This is a genomic window from Synechococcus sp. JA-2-3B'a(2-13) (genome assembly GCF_000013225.1).
Lineage (GTDB): Bacteria > Cyanobacteriota > Cyanobacteriia > Thermostichales > Thermostichaceae > Thermostichus.
The window spans coordinates 1,551,144-1,568,874 of sequence record NC_007776.1; the positions used below are offsets into that span (position 1 = coordinate 1,551,144).

Annotated in this window: 15 protein-coding genes; 11 read left to right on the plus strand and 4 right to left on the minus strand. The window is 57.9% G+C overall.

The window, feature by feature from the left end:
- The first annotated feature begins 6 nt into the window (after positions 1-6).
- Positions 7-969, plus strand: a complete 963-nt coding sequence (locus CYB_RS07025; protein ID WP_011433091.1) for a sigma-70 family RNA polymerase sigma factor — start codon at positions 7-9, stop codon at positions 967-969.
- Positions 970-1,090: 121 nt separating this feature from the next.
- Here the strand turns inward: CYB_RS07025 and CYB_RS07030 are convergent, their stop codons facing one another.
- Both CYB_RS07030 and CYB_RS14080 read right to left on the minus strand, forming a co-directional pair.
- On the minus strand, positions 1,091-2,725 hold the full coding sequence (locus tag CYB_RS07030; protein WP_011433092.1) for a CTP synthase: 1,635 nt from the start codon (positions 2,723-2,725) through the stop codon (positions 1,091-1,093).
- 60 nt (positions 2,726-2,785) lie between these two features.
- The gene (locus CYB_RS14080; RefSeq protein ID WP_011433093.1) at positions 2,786-3,283 is read right to left on the minus strand and encodes a hypothetical protein; all 498 of its coding nucleotides are present in this window, start codon (positions 3,281-3,283) and stop codon (positions 2,786-2,788) included.
- 195 nt (positions 3,284-3,478) lie between these two features.
- Between CYB_RS14080 and CYB_RS07040 the strand changes: the two genes are divergently transcribed.
- The 10 genes from CYB_RS07040 (at position 3,479) to malQ (ending at position 15,008) form a co-directional block, all read left to right on the plus strand.
- Positions 3,479-4,474 carry an aldo/keto reductase gene (locus tag CYB_RS07040; RefSeq protein ID WP_011433094.1) on the plus strand — a complete coding sequence of 332 codons (996 nt, stop codon included), beginning with the start codon at positions 3,479-3,481 and terminating at the stop codon, positions 4,472-4,474.
- A 168-nt stretch (positions 4,475-4,642) separates the two neighbouring features.
- Positions 4,643-7,237 carry a heavy metal translocating P-type ATPase gene (locus CYB_RS07045; RefSeq protein ID WP_011433095.1) on the plus strand — a complete coding sequence of 865 codons (2,595 nt, stop codon included), beginning with the start codon at positions 4,643-4,645 and terminating at the stop codon, positions 7,235-7,237.
- 278 nt (positions 7,238-7,515) lie between these two features.
- On the plus strand, positions 7,516-8,406 hold the full coding sequence (locus CYB_RS07050) for a DUF4388 domain-containing protein (RefSeq protein WP_011433096.1): 891 nt from the start codon (positions 7,516-7,518) through the stop codon (positions 8,404-8,406).
- Between the two features lie 397 nt (positions 8,407-8,803).
- Complete coding sequence (locus CYB_RS07060; protein WP_011433097.1) at positions 8,804-9,688, plus strand: DUF4388 domain-containing protein; 885 nt, start codon at positions 8,804-8,806, stop codon at positions 9,686-9,688.
- An 80-nt stretch (positions 9,689-9,768) separates the two neighbouring features.
- A complete protein-coding gene (locus CYB_RS07065; protein WP_011433098.1) occupies positions 9,769-10,137 on the plus strand; it encodes a roadblock/LC7 domain-containing protein in 369 nt (122 codons plus the stop codon).
- A gap of 54 nt (positions 10,138-10,191) precedes the next feature.
- Complete coding sequence (locus tag CYB_RS07070; RefSeq protein ID WP_011433099.1) at positions 10,192-10,743, plus strand: protoglobin domain-containing protein; 552 nt, start codon at positions 10,192-10,194, stop codon at positions 10,741-10,743.
- A gap of 244 nt (positions 10,744-10,987) precedes the next feature.
- Positions 10,988-11,521, plus strand: a complete 534-nt coding sequence (locus CYB_RS07075) for a GTP-binding protein (protein ID WP_238376716.1) — start codon at positions 10,988-10,990, stop codon at positions 11,519-11,521.
- 199 nt (positions 11,522-11,720) lie between these two features.
- The gene (gene pyrE / locus CYB_RS07080) at positions 11,721-12,338 is read left to right on the plus strand and encodes an orotate phosphoribosyltransferase (RefSeq protein WP_011433101.1); all 618 of its coding nucleotides are present in this window, start codon (positions 11,721-11,723) and stop codon (positions 12,336-12,338) included.
- Between the two features lie 40 nt (positions 12,339-12,378).
- Entirely contained in the window at positions 12,379-13,251 is an 873-nt protein-coding gene (locus CYB_RS07085) for a polysaccharide deacetylase family protein (protein ID WP_011433102.1), read from the plus strand.
- A gap of 155 nt (positions 13,252-13,406) precedes the next feature.
- The gene (gene malQ, locus CYB_RS07090) at positions 13,407-15,008 is read left to right on the plus strand and encodes a 4-alpha-glucanotransferase (RefSeq protein WP_041436456.1); all 1,602 of its coding nucleotides are present in this window, start codon (positions 13,407-13,409) and stop codon (positions 15,006-15,008) included.
- Here the strand turns inward: malQ and CYB_RS07095 are convergent.
- Together CYB_RS07095 and thrS are read right to left on the minus strand one after the other, a co-directional pair.
- Positions 15,005-15,277, minus strand: coding sequence for a carbohydrate ABC transporter ATP-binding protein (locus CYB_RS07095; protein ID WP_011433104.1), 273 nt, complete (start codon positions 15,275-15,277; stop codon positions 15,005-15,007). The genes malQ and CYB_RS07095 overlap by 4 nt on opposite strands.
- A gap of 467 nt (positions 15,278-15,744) precedes the next feature.
- Entirely contained in the window at positions 15,745-17,556 is a 1,812-nt protein-coding gene (gene thrS / locus CYB_RS07100; protein ID WP_011433106.1) for a threonine--tRNA ligase, read from the minus strand.
- Between the last annotated feature and the right edge of the window lie 175 nt (positions 17,557-17,731).

A 17,731-nucleotide genomic window follows, 5' to 3' on the forward strand; every position in this document is an offset into this window, starting at 1 on the left:
GTTTGTATGAAATCTCAACCAAATGGGACGAATGTAGCTGTTCAGAACTCTCCTCCTCCACTGAAGCGGGTTGAGGTACGGCTCAGCAAACCCGGCAACCGAGCGACCCAAGCCTCGCTTTCGGAAGACTCAGTGGGCGTATTTTTGCGGGAAATGGCTCGCTACCCACTCCTCAATGCCGAGCAGGAAGTGAAATTGGGACGGCTGATTGCAGAGGGGGGAGCCGCCGGGGAACGGGCGAAACGGGAATTGGTTAGGGCCAACCTGCGCCTGGTGGTCTCGATTGCCAAAAAGTACTTAAATCGCGGTGTGCCGTTTCTGGATCTGATTCAAGAAGGCACCATTGGCCTGATCCGAGCCGCAGAAAAATTTGAGTACGAACGCGGCTACAAGTTTTCCACCTACGCCTACTGGTGGATTCGCCAAGGGATCACCCGCGCCGTTGCCAATCAGGGGCGCCTGGTGCGGATCCCGGTGCACATGGTAGAAAAGCTCAACCAGGTGAAGCGGATCCGGCGGGAGCTGACCGAGACCCTAAACCGTCGCCCCACCCAAGCGGAAATTGCCGAAGCTCTGGAGATTTCCCCCGACAAGCTGGACGCTCTCTTAACCCTCTTGGAAGCCGGTCGCCAAACCCTTTCGCTACATACTCCAGTTGGCAAAGAGGAGGATAGGGAGCTGATGCAGCTTATCGAGGACGCCAACAGCCTCACTCCCGAATCCCAAATGGACTTGCACCTGCTGTCTGCCCAACTGGAAGAAATGCTGGAGCAGCTCAGCCCCCGAGAGCAAGAAATCCTCAAGCTCCGCTATGGGCTGAAAGATGGCCACCTGCACACTCTCTCCGAAATTGGTCAGCTCTTCGGCCTGTCTCGAGAGCGCGTCCGACAAATTCAAGCACGAGCCATGCGCAAACTGCGCCATCCACGCCGCCAGGAAATTTTGGCAGATTGGATGACCTCGTTTTAGGCAGTAGGCCACGGCTGCTCCACAGGCGAAACCCAGGATTCCGCAGCAGTTTATGTTCAGCAAAGCTCTGCAGAACCAGGACCAGAGGCGTGCCCCCACTTTTGGACAAGGGATCTGTCAACTAGCCCATCTTCTGCAACTGCAGGGGGCGAGGCTGAGGGCGGCTGCGCAGGGCAGCTTCGATCAACCCCAAAAAGAGGGGGTGGGGGCGGTTGGGGCGGGAGCGAAACTCCGGATGGAATTGGGTGGCGATGAAGAAGGGGTGGCTGGGCAGCTCGATAATCTCCACCAAGCGGTTATCCGGCGAGACTCCGCTGATAACATAGCCGGAGTCTAGAAAAAGGCTGCGGTAGGCATTGTTAAACTCATAGCGATGGCGGTGCCGCTCGTAGATGATGGCCTCACCGTAGAGCTTGGCCGCTAGGGTATTGGGCATGATGCGACAGGGATAGAGGCCCAGCCGCAGGGTTCCTCCCAGATCCTCTACATCTTTCTGCTCCGGCAGCAGGCTGATGACAGGGTGGGGGGTATCGGGGTCAAACTCATAGCTATTGGCCCGCTCCAGTTGGGCAATGTGACATCCCCAGTCGATCACCGCGCATTGCATGCCCAGACACAGGCCCAGAAAGGGAATGCCCCGCTCCCTCACGTAGCAAATACTGGCCACTTTGCCCTCGATGCCGCGATTGCCAAACCCCCCTGGCACCACCACTCCATCCACGCCGGAAAGCAATGCCTCTGGTCCCCGCTCTTCGATCTCCTCAGAAGAGATCCAGCGCAGCGTGACGCCGGCATTGAGGGCCAACCCGGCATGGCGCAGGGCCTCGGCCACCGAAAGATAGGCATCCGTAAGGCGCACGTATTTGCCGACAATGGCAATCTCCACCTGCTCTTGGGGGTGGTGCAGCCGCTGCACCAGGAGCTCCCACTCCCGTAGGTCGGGCTGCTGGGGATCCAGGTTGAGGATCTCCAAAACCCGCTGCGCCAACCCCTCCTGCTCGAGCACCAAAGGCACATCGTAGATACTGGGGGCATCCTGAGCCTGAATCACACATTCCACCGGCACATCGCAAAACTCGGAGATCTTCTCCTTGATCCCGCGGGGCAATGGCTGTTCGCAGCGGCACACCAACACGTCCGGCTGGATACCAATAGAGCGCAGCTCCTTCACCGAGTGCTGGGTGGGCTTGGTTTTCATCTCCCCTGCCGCTTTGATCAGGGGCACCAGGGTGACATGCACATAGGCGACATTGGCCCGGCCCACATCCTTGCGAAATTGGCGGATGGCCTCCAAAAAGGGCAAAGACTCGATATCCCCCACCGTGCCCCCCACCTCCACCAGCACCACGTCGGGGTTGGTCTCGCGGGCCACTCGCCGGATGCGCTCTTTAATCTCTTGGGTGACGTGGGGGATCACCTGCACCGTGCTGCCCTGGTAATCCCCCCGCCGCTCTTTGTGGATCACCGCCTGGTAGATGGCGCCGGTGGTAACGTTGTTGAGCTTGGACATGTTGGTGTCGGTGAAGCGCTCGTAGTGGCCCAAGTCCAAGTCCGTCTCGGCGCCATCGTCGGTAACAAACACTTCCCCATGTTGGTAGGGGCTCATGGTGCCGGGATCCACATTGATATAGGGATCCAGCTTCAAAATCGACACCGTGTAGTTACGGGATTTGAGCAGGCGACCCAAGCTGGCCGCCACAATGCCTTTGCCGATGCTGGAGACCACTCCACCGGTGACGAAGACAAACTTGGTCATACCCCGGATCCCTCGCCCTTTTCTGATTATGCCAAGGATGGCAGGGATCCCAGGCTGCCGTCAGCGGCGGGAGCGGATGGGGCCGTTGTAGAGGATGGTGGTTTGAAAGGTGCGCCTGTCTACCCGCACCTGGGTTTCGATGCTGGGCTGGACGAAGCCGGGCTCTCCCCCCCGGAAGGTGAAGATCCAGGCGTCTTCAAACTCTTCAAACGGCGAGTCGATGGCTGCCCCGTGCATGGAAGCTTCGGCGCGATAGCGCTGCAGGCCCCCATTGGCGATCTCGGCAGCTTGGCGGGCCAGGTTTTTGGCGCGGTTGAGATCGCGGAAGTAGCGGCTGATCTCCTCAAAACTCCCCCTGGGCAGCGGTCGCTGGGGAGCAGGGGTTGCCGGCACAGGCCGGGGATCCGGCACGATGGGCAAGGTGGGAATGTCCGGGCTGGGGGGCAGCGGGGTTTGGGAAGGTTCGGGAAAGAGGGGCCTAATCCCCTGGGTCTGGGCGGGCAGCGAGGATCCCCAGAGCAGCGCTCCGGCCAGGCAGAGAGGGAAAAGGGATCTCATAGGCAGTTCCTCTACCAGTGAGTGATCTAGCTGGAATCACTACTCTACTGAGCCTCTCTCCCCAACAAGCAGAGGAAAAAGCCTGGTTGCTGTTTCCCAAGGCAGCTAAAAGAGGGAGGTCGTTGGCGCAAGGGGGACTGCCCACCTGCTGACGGTTGCTAGCATGCGGGAGGAGACCGCCTCGCAGAAGTTGCCATGGAGTTCATCGATCTTGCCGAGACGGGTCTAAAACTAAGCCGCGTGGGGCTGGGCACCTGGAGCATGACGGGGGATTGGTGGGGGCCAGCAGATCCTGAGGAGGCCTACGCCACTCTCCGCAAGGCCATTGACCTAGGCATCACCCTCTTTGACACCGCTCCGGCCTACGGCCGCGGCCTTTCGGAAGTGCTTTTGGGACGGGCCATCCGGGATGCCGGCTGCCGGGATCGCCTAGTCATTGCCACCAAGGCCGGCCTGCAGTGGGTCAACGGCAAGGTGGTGCGCAACTGCAGCCTCAGTTGGCTAGCTCAGGATTTGGAAAACTCCCTCCGCCGCCTGCAGACGGAGGTCATTGACATCTACCAGGTACACTGGCCAGATCCCCTAGAGCCCCTGGAGGAAACAGCCGCCTTTTTCCAGCGCCTGCTGCAGGAAGGCAAGATCCGCGCCATTGGGGTCAGCAACTTTTCCCCCGAACAGATGGATCGGTTTCGCCAGGTGGCTCCTTTGCACACCGCTCAGCCCCCCTACAACCTGTTCGAGCGGCAGATTGAAGCAGAGGTCTTGCCCTACTGTCGAGAGCACGGCATTCACACCTTGGTGTACAGCCCCCTCTGCCGAGGTCTGCTGAGCGGACGGATGACGCCGCAAACCACCTTCCCCCCAGGGGACATGCGCGCCGGGATCGACCCCAAGTTTGTTGAACCGCGCTACTCCCAGTACCTAAAGGCGGCAGAGGCATTGAGCCAGTTTGCTCAGGATCGCTATGGCAAGACCTTGGCTCAGTTAGCAGTGCGCTGGCTGCTGGATCAACCAGGGGTGAGTGTGGCACTGTGGGGGGCGCGCAAACCCCATCATCTGGAGGCAATATCCGGCCTTTGGGGCTGGTCGTTGGATGCGGAAGCGATGCAGACCATCGAGGATATTTTGCAAAGGTATGTTCCCGAGTCCATTCCCCCCAGCTTTATGTCCCCGCCTGCCCGCGCTGCCTAGTTGTTGCTTTCTGTTCCCTTGCCGTTTGCGTTAGCGGTGGGGAGCACTTTGTCGCCGGGATCCCAGTCCTACAATTGAGTTTGGCAAAAAATGGGATGTAGAGCCCTGTCCTACCGCTACATAACTGGCCAGTAGGGCGAGGGGGCTGTTAACCACGGGAGAACAAAGATGGCCATCCCAGATGCATTCGCGTCAGCAGTGCGGAGCACTTTGACCCATAAAGCAGACAGGCCAAGGGATCCGGCTGACCAGAATGGGCCCACAGCGCCTTCTCAGGCGGGATCCCTGATTCTCCACGTGGGGGGCATGAGTTGTGCCGGCTGCGTTCGCACCGTTGAGCAGGCCCTGCTGAGACAGCCGGGGGTGGTTAAGGCCAGCGTTAACCTGGTTACCGAGTCGGCCCTTGTGGAGTTTGCCCCTGGGATCCGGCCCGACCCGCAGCACCTGGCCCAGATTTTGACAGAGGCAGGGTTTCCCAGCCGCTACAGTTCAGAGGGTGAGGCCCTCTCCGGCGGGAGTTCCGTTCGCGTCAGCGGTGCGGAGCACTCTCAAGATCCCTCTTCCCCTCCCGGTGGGTGGGAAGAAGCCTTGGATGTGCCTGCGGATCCCCTCTCTCGGCAGCGACAGCAGACCCGACACCACATTCGCCAAGCGCTCACCGCCGCTTTTTTGCTGCTGATTTCTGCCGCCGGACACTTGGATCTCTTCGCCCGTCTGGGCTTGCCCCTCCTTAATGATGTCTGGCTGCACTGGGGCTTGGCGACCTTGACTTTTGTCGGCCCGGCTCGCGGCATTGTCCTGGATGGTTGGAGAGGGGCACGGCGGCTGGCCCCCAACATGAACACCTTGGTTACCTTGGGATCCGGATCGGCCTACCTGGCCAGTCTGGTGGGGTTGTTGGCCCCTCAGGTGGGCTGGGAGTGCTTTTTCGACGAGCCCGTCATGATGCTCAGCTTCATCCTGTTGGGACGGGCCTTGGAACAGCACAGCCGCCTGCGGGCGGCCAGCAGCCTGCAATCGCTGGTGAGCTTGTGTCCCAGTTTGGCTCGGCGGGTTCAGCTTGCAGAGAAGGCGGGATCTCTGGCTTCCAGCCCAGAGGGGAACCTGGATCTGGGATCCCAAACCGGAGAATGGTGCCCTGTCGAACAGGTGCGAGTGGGGGATTGGCTCCAAGTGCGGGCCGGCGAACAGATCCCGGTGGATGGAGAAGTCATTGCCGGCCAGGCCACGGTCAACGAGGGGATGCTGACAGGGGAACCCTTGCCGGTGCTGAAACAAGCGGGGGATCCCGTGGTGGCGGGAACGCTGAACCAATCGGGGTTGCTGCTGTGCCGGGCGACGCGCACCGGGAAAGACACCACCTTGGCCCAGATCATCCGCCTGGTGGAAGAGGCCCAAGCTCGCAAGGCCCCCATCCAAGGGATAGCCGACCAGGTGGCGGGCTACTTCACCTATGGGGTGGTCACGCTGGCCATTCTCACCTTTGGGTTCTGGTACTGGATTGGGATCCCGCTTTGGGGGAGCGGCGGTGCGGAGCACTTCGTCCTGGCGGGGTTCAGCCTGCACGCCCATCTGCATCTGGGTGACCATCCCCCTCACCCCACACCCCTGCTCAGCAGCCTCAAGATGGCCATTGCCGTTTTGGTGGTGGCCTGCCCCTGTGCTTTGGGGTTGGCTACGCCGATGGCCATCCTGGTGGGTACTGGCTTGGGAGCCGAGCGGGGTTTGCTCATCCGAGGGGGAGATGTTCTGGAGAAAGCCCATCGCTTGCAAACGGTGGTCTTCGACAAAACCGGCACCCTCACCCAAGGGGATCCCCACCTGACGGACTGTCTCAGCCTTGACCCCTCCCTGGATCCCAATCGCCTACTCCAACTGGCGGCCACAGTGGAAAGCGGCACTCGCCACCCTCTGGCGCAAGCCATTTTGCAAGCCGCCCGCACCCAGGGTTTGCCGTTGCTCTCCGCCGGCGAGTTTCAAACCCAACCGGGGATAGGGGTTGCTGCCCAAGTGGAAGGGCAGGCAGTGGTATTGGGATCCCTGGATGGGCTGGCTGCTTTGGGGATCCCGCTGTCCCAGGAGACCCAGGCCCAGGCCGAGGCGCTACTGGCAGCCGGCAAAACGGTGGTGGGCGTGGCTGTAGAGGGATCCCTGGTGGGGCTGCTGGCAGCCCAGGATCCCTTGCGGCCCGATGCGCAGGCAACGCTGCAACAGCTCCGGAAAATGGGCCTGCAGGTGGTTTTGCTAACCGGCGATCGGGCGGAGGTGGCCCACCAGGTGGCTGAGGCTCTGCAAGTGCCCGGGATCCGCGTTATCGCCGAGGTTCACCCGGCAGACAAAGCTCAAGTCATCCGCGACCTGCAGACCCAAGGCCAGAGAGTTGCCATGGTGGGAGATGGCATTAACGACGCTCCGGCTTTGGCCCAAGCCGATGTGGGCATCGCCCTGCACTCAGCCACTGATGCGGCCTTAGAAACCGCCGATATCATCCTCATGCGCAACCGCCTCTGGGATGTGGTGGAAGCTATCCGCCTCAGCCGCGCCACCTTCCGCAAGATCCAGCAAAATCTCCTCTGGGCTGTCGGCTACAACCTGGTAGGGATCCCGGTGGCAGCAGGCGTGCTCCTACCCCCCTTTGGCATTGGGCTTAGCCCGGCAATCGCTGGGGGTCTCATGGCCTTGAGTTCCCTCAGTGTAATCCTCAATTCACTCCTCTTGAGGCGAACTTTTGTACCCCGTAGATCTTCGAGTAGCCGCAGCTAAAAAAGTGTTAAAAATTACGAATGACTAAGTATCGATCGTTAAGTCTTCCGAGGTTTTACCGAGCTTCTGACACAATTTCCGCTGCGTCCAAGCCAAAAATTCGGCAACTTCGATTACATTTGATTAAAAAGATTAATCCGCTTTAACTTTTGAGGATTTGGTTGTAAGATTAGACCGAAACCAAGCTGTAAGCGCATCTTCTGGTTTCTTACTTAGCAAAGCAAAAACCGTGAAAATACTGAGAAAGCGCATCTTGCAGCGGTGAAGGGAGCAAAAGTATGGCGATGCTTGGAGATCTTCAGGAATTTTCCTTATGCGACCTGTTGCATTTAATGGAAAAGGGTAAGAAAGCAGGGCAATTATCCATCTGGGCACCCAATGGCATTCAGCGGATTTGGTTTTACCAAGGTCGGGTGGTCGCCGCCCTCACCCCTGAAGAAAAGCATCGTTTGGAAAGCCTGCTGACGCGCTTTGGCTTGGTGGACGAGCAGGTGGTCAGCCAGTTGGTCGCTAGGGGCTTGGAGGAGCCTCTGGGGCGTTGCCTGCAGCGGCAAGGGTTGATCTCGCCCGTAGATTTGGCCAAGCTCTTTCGCCATCAACTGCAAACCGGCCTCTACAGCCTCTTCGCCCTCGAATCCGGCCAGTTCAGCTTCCTGCCCAACGTGCCCATGCCCTACCGAGAAATGACTGGCCTCAGCAAAAGCGCCACCGCTGCCGTCCTGGAAGCCCTGCAGCAGCTCAAGCTGGAGCAACGCCCCGAAAAAGACCTGCCCGAACCCGATAGTTGCTTTTGGCGTACCAGCACCGAACTGCCTCTGTTCAAGCTTTCTGCGCTGGAGTGGTCGATCCTGGAGCAGGTGTCGCCTTCTCGCAAGCTGACGGCTTTGGCTCAAGCCCTGGGGGCAGACCTGCTGGAGGTGCGCTATGCCTGCGCCCGTCTGGCGAAGCTGGGGTTGATCAGTCCCTGTGAGGGCCCAACGGTTCTGGCTCGGTCTTCTTCGGCCAGTCGCTTGCAACTGTCCGAGTCGGTGGCTGAGGAAGCAAATCCTGAGCAGGTGAGAGAGAGGCTGGGGGCAAGGGTGCCTGGTCTCCAGGATGAGGGCGGCCCCGTCAAGCCTTCTCTGGTCAGTCGATTGGCCACCCTCCTCAAGGGCATGCGCGAAAAGTGAGGTAAACCTAACGGAAAAAAACAATCTTCTGGCTTTCTTCTGGCTTTGTAAAGAACTTGGAAGGGTCTATAACTTTTCTCTAACTTCCGCTCACAGAGAAAGCAAAAATAGGAGTTCTATCTTACGAAGCGATATGATCCAACACAAAGCTGAAACAAAGGAAACTAGAACTCTTCTGTGAAGGGCTTCCGAGTGCTGCCTAATTGTATTCCTTGATAGATTTTCCCGGATAGTAAGTGTAACTGCTGGCGCGCAGAGTACCTAGCTACAAAGAACACAGCCGTTGATACACGGTTGTTGTCCGAGAGTACATGTACAAGAATAGGGATGTCCAAAAAATCACTGAAGCATTGATTTTTCACCCATTCCATCGAAGCGAGGTTCATAGAGAGTTCTTATGGCCATAGTTGGAGACCTCCAAGAATTTTCCTTGCCTGATTTGTTGCAGCTGATCGAGAGAGGCAGCAAAACAGGACAGCTCTGTATTTGGGCGCCCAGAGGTATCTACAGGATCTGGTTTTACCAAGGTCGGGTCATTGCTGCCCTACCACCTCAGGAAGAACACCGCCTGGAGAGCCTGCTGGCCCACTCTGGCTTGGTGAGCGAGCGGGTAGTCGAGAAGCTGGCTTCCTTTTGCGGCTCGGAAGAGCCTCTGGGGCGTTGCTTGCAGCGGCAAGGGTTGATTACCCCAGCAGCCCTGGCCAAGCTCTTCCGCCATCAACTGCAAACCGGCCTCTACAGCCTCTTTGCCCTCGAATCCGGCCAGTTCAGCTTCCTGCCCAACGTGCCCATGCCCTACCGAGAAATGACTGGCCTCAGCAAAAGCGCTACCGCTGCCGTCCTGGAAGCCCTGCAGCAGCTCAAGCTAGAGCAGCAGCCCGAAAAAGACCTGCCAGAGCCCGATAGCTGCTTTTGGCGTACCAGCACCGAACTGCCTCTGTTCAAACTTTCTGCGCTGGAGTGGGGGATCCTGGAGCAGGTGTCGCCTTCTCGCAAGCTGACGGCTTTGGCTCAAGCCCTGGGGGCCGACTTGTTGGAGGTGCGCTATGCCTGCGCCCGTCTGGCCAAGCTGGGGTTGATCAGCCCCTGTGAGGGGCCAACGGTTCTGGCTCGGTCTGGTCACTTGGAGCTGTCCAAGTCGATTGCTGAGGAGGTGAATCCCGAGCCGGTGAGGGAGAGGCTGGGGGCAAGGGTGCCTGGTCTCCAGGATGAGGGCGGCCCCGTCAAGCCTTCTCTGGTCAGTCGATTAGCCACCCTCCTCAAGGGCATGCGCGAAAAATAAAAGCATAGGGATATTTGCAGTCATGTTTTCGGTTTTCGGGTAGAAACATTAGAAATAGTGAATCAGCAGGGAGATGTAGGATGGCTAATCTGTCCTCTTTGCAGGCGATCCTCCAGAGCTATGTTGCCAACACACCGGAAGTCCAGGGAGCAGCAGTGGTCACCCCCGACGGGCTACCTTTAGCTTCCACACTGCCTGTGGGTATGGATGAAGAGAGAACCTCTGCTATGTCGGCTGCCATGCTTTCTTTGGGCGAACGGATTGGGAGAGAGCTAGGGCGCGGAGCCATAGAGAGAGTTTTTGTACAGGGGGAAAAAGGATACGGGGTTTTAACCAGTTGTGGCCCCGATGCCGTCTTGCTGACAATTGCCAGTCATGAAGTCAAGCAGGGCTTGCTTTTTTTGGAAATTAAGCGAGTCGCGGCAAGCATTGCAGAGGCAATGAAGTAAGAAAATCAAATGTGGAGGCTAAGTTTTTGATTCTGTCCTGACGTTGAGGGAAGTATGGCCATTAAACCTTCTGAGCTGCTCCAAGTCCTGATCTCACGCACGCAATTCACAGATGATGACAAGAAAGTTTTGCAGCAAAGTGCTGACTGGGGCGGCAGTATCGCGGCGGAAATGTCAGACGCCTTTTACGGCTATCTGGATCGCGATGCCGAAATGGCGGCAGTGATAGCCAAGCACAACCGGCAGCGGCTGGGCCAAACCTTTGCCGACTGGTTCAAGGAAATGTTTACGGGCATGGATAACTGGGGGCCACAATACGCTGAGCGGCGCTGGAAGATTGGCATAGTTCATGTGCGCGTTGGGATCGGCCCTCAACATGTTGTGCCTGCTATGGCCACAGTTGTGCAGGAGGTCAGTCGGCGGTTGGTGAAAGAAGGCAAGCCTGAGCAGTTGCGCACCAGCTTGAGCAAGGTCTGTATGATTGACCTCTCCTTTATTGAGCAAGCCTACCTTGAGGTGGCCTATAACGCCGTGCAACAGGAAACAGGCATGAGCGAGGCTTTATTCAAACGGTTAATTGCCAATGGTGCCAACAGTTTAATTTGAGTTGTTTGAGTTAGAGTGGGCTCTTGCTTACTCTACTTGCTTAATTTCTCTACCTTCTTGGGCTGAGGTGCTTGAGTTTCTGGGATCCCTCTGGAGCAGAGCTGGCGTTGGTATCTTTTTTAGATTATCTTAGAAGCAACCTGGAGATAGCTTTACCTCCCGTGCGGCACATCGGTGCACTCCCCCGAGTTTTATTCAGCTTTGTCGCTAGAGCTTAGTCTGAGGCCAGTTTATGGGAAATATCTTGCGAATTGTTGTAACAGGGCCGGTGGGAGCTGGAAAGTCTACCTTTATTCGCACGATTAGCGAGATTGAGGTAGTAGACACCGATTGCAAAGCAACGGACGAGGTGGCAGAGCTGAAGAAAACCACGACGGTAAGCATGGACTTCGGCCGCTTGAGAATTGGAGAGGATGAAGAAGAGATGTGGCTGCATCTCTACGGTACTCCCGGCCAGTCTCGCTTTAACTTTATGTGGGATATTTTAATTAAGCGCGCCCACGGCTATGTTCTTCTGGTGCCCGCGCACCTGCCGGGTCAATTTCGCAATGCCCAAGCCATTCAATCTTTTATGAAGGTGAGAACAAGTGCCCCCTGCGTGATTGGGATCACCCACGTCGATCAACCCAATGCCTGGGATCCAGAAGACATTTTGTTAATTTTGGGGAATCAAGATGGCGCGATTCCCCACACCACTTTGAATGCTCAAGAGCCATCTTCTGTTGCCAACACGTTGCTTCTGTTGGTTGAGCAAATGATGCCCCAGGTGGTTGTTTGAACAGATTTTCAGGTATCCAGCAGGCTACAGCTTTTTTTAGCAACATCGACCCCAGCCAACACAGGCGTATCTTTTGCGTGACAGGGATCCCTCCCGTGAAGCCGAAAAACGGGAGATTGGATTCGGTGGAGATTTGCCGCATAATAAAATGTCCTGAGTGCTCTTTCTGGCCAGCCATTGAACCAAGGGGATCCCTGCTGTGTTGCTTCTCGATTGCTCTCCCCTGACCCTTTCCCCAGAGGAAGCGCGGGAGAAACTGTTGTATCTCCTCGCCCAACTGGCCTATCGAGAAGGCTCCTTTACCCTCACTTCTGGACAGAAGAGCCCCTACTACATCAACTGCAAACCGGTTACCCTTCACCCCCAAGGAGCTTATTGGGTGGGATCCCTGCTGCACCGACTGTTGCCGCCCGAAACCGAGGCAGTGGCCGGAATGACGCTGGGGGCAGATCCCCTGGTGACGGCGGTGAGTTTGGCCTCCCTGAGGGCTGAGCCTGCCAACCTAGCCGCCCTAATCGTGCGCAAAGAGCCCAAGGGGCACGGCACGCAAGCCTGGATCGAGGGGCCGGAGTTGCCGGCAGGCAGTCGGGTGTGGATCCTGGAAGATGTGGTGACCACCGGCAGTTCTGCTTTGAAGGCTGTCGAACGGGTGCGGGCAGCCGGCTACCGGGCGGAAGGGATCCTGGCTTTGGTGGATCGGCTGGAAGGGGCAGAAGACCGCTGCCGAGAAGCAGGGATCCCCTTTCGTCGCCTATTCACCCTTCCAGAAGTGCAGGCTTGCCATCGGGCCTTGACCTCAGGAAAATCAAAGGACTAGCCTGCCCCCTTGGTGAGCATCAAAGCTTTGGAGAGCGGACATGCTGCCCCCTGCCTACTCAGCTCTGCCCAGCCGAAATCTGCCAAGCCTACCGGATCAGGCGCGGGTGGCTGTGTACGTGGTGATGAACATCGAGCACTTCACCTTTGGCAAGCTGGGCACAGCCATTCAACCCCATCTCACCAGCTCCCCTGAGATCGCCAACTATGGCTGGCGGGACTACGGCAATCGGGTGGGCATTTGGCGCTTGTTTGAGCTGTTTGCCGAGCTGGGGATCCCGGTGACTGCCGCCTTGAATGCAGAAATGGTGCAGCTTTACCCCCCCATCATCGAAGGGATCCGCCAATACGGCTGGTCGGTGTTGGCCCACGGCTGGAACAACTCCACCGGCCACAGCGGCCTGGCCCGCGAAGCCGAACAAGAGCTCATCGAGCGCAGCTTGTCCCTTTTGGAGAAGGTTTCCGGATCCCGACCCTGGGGCTGGCTGACACCGGGGTTTTCCGTTAGCGAGAATACTTTTGACCTGCTCAAGGCTGCCGGGATCCGCTACACCACCGACTGGGTAAACGACGACCAACCCTACTGGTTCCCAACTGCCGCCGGCCCCCTCTTGGGGATCCCCTACACCCTGGAGGCCAACGACATCAGCCTCTGTCTGAGCGCCCGCCTGTCGGCAGAAGCCTTTGCCCAGGCCCTCATCGACCAGTTTGATCAACTCTGGCAAGATGGGGAACGCTCCCCTCGCATCATGGCCATCGGCCTGCACCCCTTTATTGTCGGGCAGCCTCTGCGGATGGGATCCCTGAAAAAAGCCTTGCAGCACATCCAATCTCGCCCTCATACTTGGCTCACCACCGGCGATGGTCTCTACAACTGGTACGCCCAAGCCTGCCCTGCCCCCGAGGTGGCCTGACGGGATCCCCTGGCCAGAGGGAAAAGCGCGTCTTGGCCTTGGATCCTGCTCATTTTTTAACTTTGTTCTAATTTTGTCTTGTCTGGAGCTGTCCACCGTGGCTCCAGAAGTGACAGCATAGGCGGTGAAACCACCTAGGGCAAAAGGGCTTGGCCATGCGCATGGGCAGACTCAGTGGGATCCTCCTGCACCCCACCTCGCTACCGGGGCCATTTGGTATCGGCGATCTGGGGCCATCGGCTTATCGCTTTGTGGACTTTCTGGTGGAGAGCGGCCAACGCCTCTGGCAGGTTCTTCCTCTTGGGCCGACCGGCTGGGGCAACTCCCCCTACATGAGCTTTTCCTCCATTGCCGGCAACCCGCTGCTCATCAGCCCGGAGCTGTTGGTAAAAGCCGGCTGGCTAGAGCCCGACAGTTGGCAGGACCTGCCCCAATGGCCAACGATCCAAGCCGGGTCTGCCGAGCGGGTGGACTACGAAACCGTGATCCCCTTCAAGCTGGGCCTGCTGCACCGCGCCTGGGCAACCTTCAAAGAAAAAGCTTCCGGCCCCGATTGGGAAGCTTTCCAAGCCTATTGTGCTGCCGAAGCCGATTGGTTGCCCGACTATGCCCTGTTCATGGCCCTCAAGGATGTGTACGGCGAGCAAGAGTGGAACCAATGGGATCCGGCCTTGGTGCGACGGGATCCGCCGGCTTTGCAAGAGGCTCGCGATCGCTATGCCGATGCCATTACCGAGCAGATGTTTTGGCAGTATCTGTTTGCCCAGCAGTGGGGATCCCTAAGGGAGTATGCTCATCGGCATCAAGTGCAGCTCATCGGGGATGTGCCCATCTACGTTGCCCCCAACAGTGCCGACGTGTGGGCCAACCGGGAGCTGTTTCACCTGGATGAACAGGGACGGCCTTTACAAGTAGCCGGTGTGCCGCCGGACTATTTCAGCCCCACCGGGCAGCGCTGGGGCAACCCCCTCTACAACTGGGAAGTGCTCAAGGCCCGTGGCTACGACTGGTGGATCAAACGCATGCAGGCCATTCTCAAGCAAGTGGATTGTGTGCGCATCGACCACTTTCGCGGCTTCGAGAGCTACTGGGCCATTCCGGGCGATGCGGAAACGGCTGTGGAAGGGGAGTGGCAAAAAGGGCCGGGAGCAGATTTCTTTCAGGCCCTGGCCGACAAGTTGGGGGAAATCCCGGTGATTGCCGAAGATCTGGGAAACATTACGCCGGAGGTGTTGCAACTGCGGGATCAATTTGGCTTGCCCGGCATGAAGGTGTTGCTCTTTGCCTTCGGCTCTGGGCCCGATAACCCCTATTTGCCCCATGCCTATGAGCGCAACTTTGTCGTTTACACCGGCACCCACGACAACAACACGGTGGTGGGCTGGTTTCATGACCCGGATCGCTCGGAGTGGGAAAAACAAAACCTGCTGCGCTATTTGGGCTGCCAGGGATCCGGGGGCATCCATTGGGATCTGATCCGCTTGGCCCTTTCTTCCGTAGCCGACCTGGCCATCATTCCCCTGCAGGATGTGATGGGGCTGGGGGCAGAGGCGCGCATGAACTTCCCCGGCACCACCGAGAACAACTGGGCCTGGCGCTACCGCGAGGACATGCTGCGGCAGGACATGATCCAGCGGCTGGCCGAGATGAGCGTGACCTATGGGCGCATCTCTCCTCAAGAGTTGGAGCAACGGCGAGCAGCCCTAGCCCAAGAACGGGCGGCAGGGTCTTCTCAAGCTGCCCCCAGCCTCGTCTAATGCTGGATCCCGCCCATCAGCAGCCCGATCCGCTCTTCGGTGGCCTCTTCAGGCCTGAGTTCTCCTACCAGGCGGCCCTCATGGATCACCAAAATGCGATCCGACAAGCTGATCACCTCATTCAAATCCGCCGATACCAGCAGCACCCCCATGCCCTGATCCCGTGCCTGCAGGATGCGGCGATGAATGGCCTCGATGGCCCCCACATCCACCCCCCGCGTCGGCTGGGCAGCCACCAGCACCTTGGATCCACAGGAAAGCTGATACATTTACGCTGAACACTGCTGAACATCACTGTTCAACTATGCAGCGATAGCATTCTGTTTGTTTCCATTCGCGTTAGCGGGACGGAGTCCAAACAGAATGGCGGTATCCCGCAAAGCTTTGAGTAGAATACCCAAAGCGCAGTTTCCGTGTCGTCTTACTACCAATTTTCTGCTTTGCTTTGGCTACCATGTTGGCAGACTCGAAAGTAAACAGAAAGATCAACTGGTAGTAATCCGTACTGAACATATTATACATTATTTTCAGTATAGTTGAGCTTATTATTGACTAGAGTCATGCTCCCGCCCCACAACGATCTTCTGGGCATTGCCGCCAGAATAGCGGCGGGCCGTCAACACGGCCGTCGGCTGGCTTTTCTTTAGAAAGGGACATTCAGGCCCTTTCTTGAGCTCCCCGGCATCTGGGATCCTCAAGTTCTGAAAACTCCACTGCCCTCCATTGCCGCAACCGGCTAGTTGAGCGCCTGCACCTGATCCAGGAAGTCTGCCACCGTCAGGGATCCCAGCTCCTGTCCATGGCGCTGGCGCACGCTCACCGTTCCTGCCGCTTGTTCCTGTTCCCCCACGATCAGCATGAAGGGGATCCGGGCCTTCTCGGCATTGCGGATTTTTTTGGGCAAACGATCGCTGTCGGCATCGATGTGGACGCGGATCCCCTGCTCTCGCAGCTGATCCCGCACTTGGGTGGCGTAGCCCAGATACTGATCGGAAACGGGCAAAATGCGCACCTGTTCCGGGGCCAGCCAGAAGGGAAAATCCCCAGCGTATTCTTCGATGAGGATCCCAATCAGCCGCTCCAGCGAGCCAAAGGGAGCGCGGTGGATCATCACCGGGCGTTGCCGGGATCCGTCCTCAGCTACGTATTGCAGATCAAAGCGCTGTGGGTTTTGGTAATCCACCTGCACCGTGCCCAGTTGCCACTCCCGATCCAGGGCGTCGCGGAAAATAAAATCCAGCTTTGGCCCATAGAAGGCTGCTTCGCCGATCCCTTCAAAATGAGGCATCGAGAGCTTCTCTACAGCGCGACGGATGGCATTCTCGGCCCTGTCCCAGTCCTCAGGGGATCCCAGATATTTGTCAGACTTGGGATCGCGGAAGCTGAGGCGGGCGCGAAAATCTTTGAGTTTGAGCTTGTCGAAAACCACCAGAATGAGATCGACAACCTTGAGAAACTCTTCTTCCAACTGATCGGGACGAACGAACAAGTGGGCGTCGTCCACCGTAAAGCCGCGAACGCGGGTCAAGCCCCCCAATTCCCCCGATTGTTCGTAGCGATAGACGGTGCCGAACTCGGCATAGCGCAGCGGCAAATCGCGGTAGGATCTCAGCTCTGATTTATAGATTTGGATGTGAAAAGGACAGTTCATCGGCTTCATGACAAAGCCCTGTTCAGCCGCACGCGCCTGCTCATTCTCCGCCATCATGGGAAACATATCTTCCCGATACTTTTGCCAGTGGCCGGAGATCTTGAACAAGTCCACACGGGCAATATGAGGGGTAACCACCGGCAGGTAGCCCCGCTTGAGCTGCTCCTGCTTGAGAAAATCCTCCAGCACCCAGCGTAGGGTAGTTCCTTTCGGAGTCCAAAGGGGCAAGCCCGGACCCACTTCATCGGAAAACAGGAAGAGACCCAGTTCTTTGCCCAGCTTGCGGTGATCCCGCCGTTTGGCCTCCTCCAGCCGCCGCTTGTATTCCTTCAGCTCCTCTGGAGTTTCCCAGGCGGTGCCGTAGATGCGTTGGAGCTGCGGCTTGGTTTCATCCCCCCGCCAATAAGCGCCGGCCACGCTGAGCAGATCGAAAGCTTTGGGGTTGAGCTCTTGGGTGTTTTCCACGTGGGGACCGGCACAGAGATCCCACCATTCATTCCCCAAGTGGTAAATGCTGATGACCTCCCCTTCGGGAATGCTGTCTAAGATCTCCAGCTTGTAGGGTTCTCCGAGGGCTTCGATGCGGCGCCTGGCCTCTTCACGGCTCACCTCCTCGCGGATCACCGGCAGGCCCTTTTTGATGATTGCCTGCATCTCTTTTTTGATGCGATCCAGATCTTCCGGCGTGAAGGGCTCGGGATGGTCAAAATCGTAGTAGAAGCCGTAGTCGGTTGTGGGGCCGATGGTCACCTGGGCCTTGGGAAACAGCTTTTGCACCGCCATAGCCAGGACATGGGAAGTGGTGTGGCGGATGCGCTCCAGTTTGGGAGACTCGTGAGTGCGCAGCAGTTTGAGGGTGCTGTTGGCCTTCTGAGGTGATTCGGCTGGCTGAGACATCGGAACCTACTTTGAAACAAACAAATCAAATACTGTGTCCCTATCTTAGGCTGGGGCGAGAGCGGCAGGGATCCCCAGCTAATCAATTCCCCTGTTTGCCGAGTCAACCGCGAACCTCACCTCACGACTCGGCCCGGAACAAGGGGGGAAAGTACACAGTATCCTAAAGGGGTTG

Coding starts and splice junctions, on each gene's coding strand:
- CYB_RS07050 (WP_011433096.1), top strand. CDS start 7,516: ATGGCGATGCTTGGAGATCTTCAGGAATTTTCCTTATGCGACCTGTTG.
- CYB_RS07085 (WP_011433102.1), top strand. CDS start 12,379: ATGCTGCCCCCTGCCTACTCAGCTCTGCCCAGCCGAAATCTGCCAAGC.
- CYB_RS07060 (WP_011433097.1), top strand. CDS start 8,804: ATGGCCATAGTTGGAGACCTCCAAGAATTTTCCTTGCCTGATTTGTTG.
- CYB_RS14080 (WP_011433093.1), bottom strand. CDS start 3,283: ATGAGATCCCTTTTCCCTCTCTGCCTGGCCGGAGCGCTGCTCTGGGGA.
- CYB_RS07030 (WP_011433092.1), bottom strand. CDS start 2,725: ATGACCAAGTTTGTCTTCGTCACCGGTGGAGTGGTCTCCAGCATCGGC.
- CYB_RS07025 (WP_011433091.1), top strand. CDS start 7: ATGAAATCTCAACCAAATGGGACGAATGTAGCTGTTCAGAACTCTCCT.
- thrS (WP_011433106.1), bottom strand. CDS start 17,556: ATGTCTCAGCCAGCCGAATCACCTCAGAAGGCCAACAGCACCCTCAAA.
- CYB_RS07070 (WP_011433099.1), top strand. CDS start 10,192: ATGGCCATTAAACCTTCTGAGCTGCTCCAAGTCCTGATCTCACGCACG.
- CYB_RS07095 (WP_011433104.1), bottom strand. CDS start 15,277: ATGTATCAGCTTTCCTGTGGATCCAAGGTGCTGGTGGCTGCCCAGCCG.
- CYB_RS07040 (WP_011433094.1), top strand. CDS start 3,479: ATGGAGTTCATCGATCTTGCCGAGACGGGTCTAAAACTAAGCCGCGTG.
- malQ (WP_041436456.1), top strand. CDS start 13,407: ATGCGCATGGGCAGACTCAGTGGGATCCTCCTGCACCCCACCTCGCTA.
- CYB_RS07065 (WP_011433098.1), top strand. CDS start 9,769: ATGGCTAATCTGTCCTCTTTGCAGGCGATCCTCCAGAGCTATGTTGCC.
- CYB_RS07045 (WP_011433095.1), top strand. CDS start 4,643: ATGGCCATCCCAGATGCATTCGCGTCAGCAGTGCGGAGCACTTTGACC.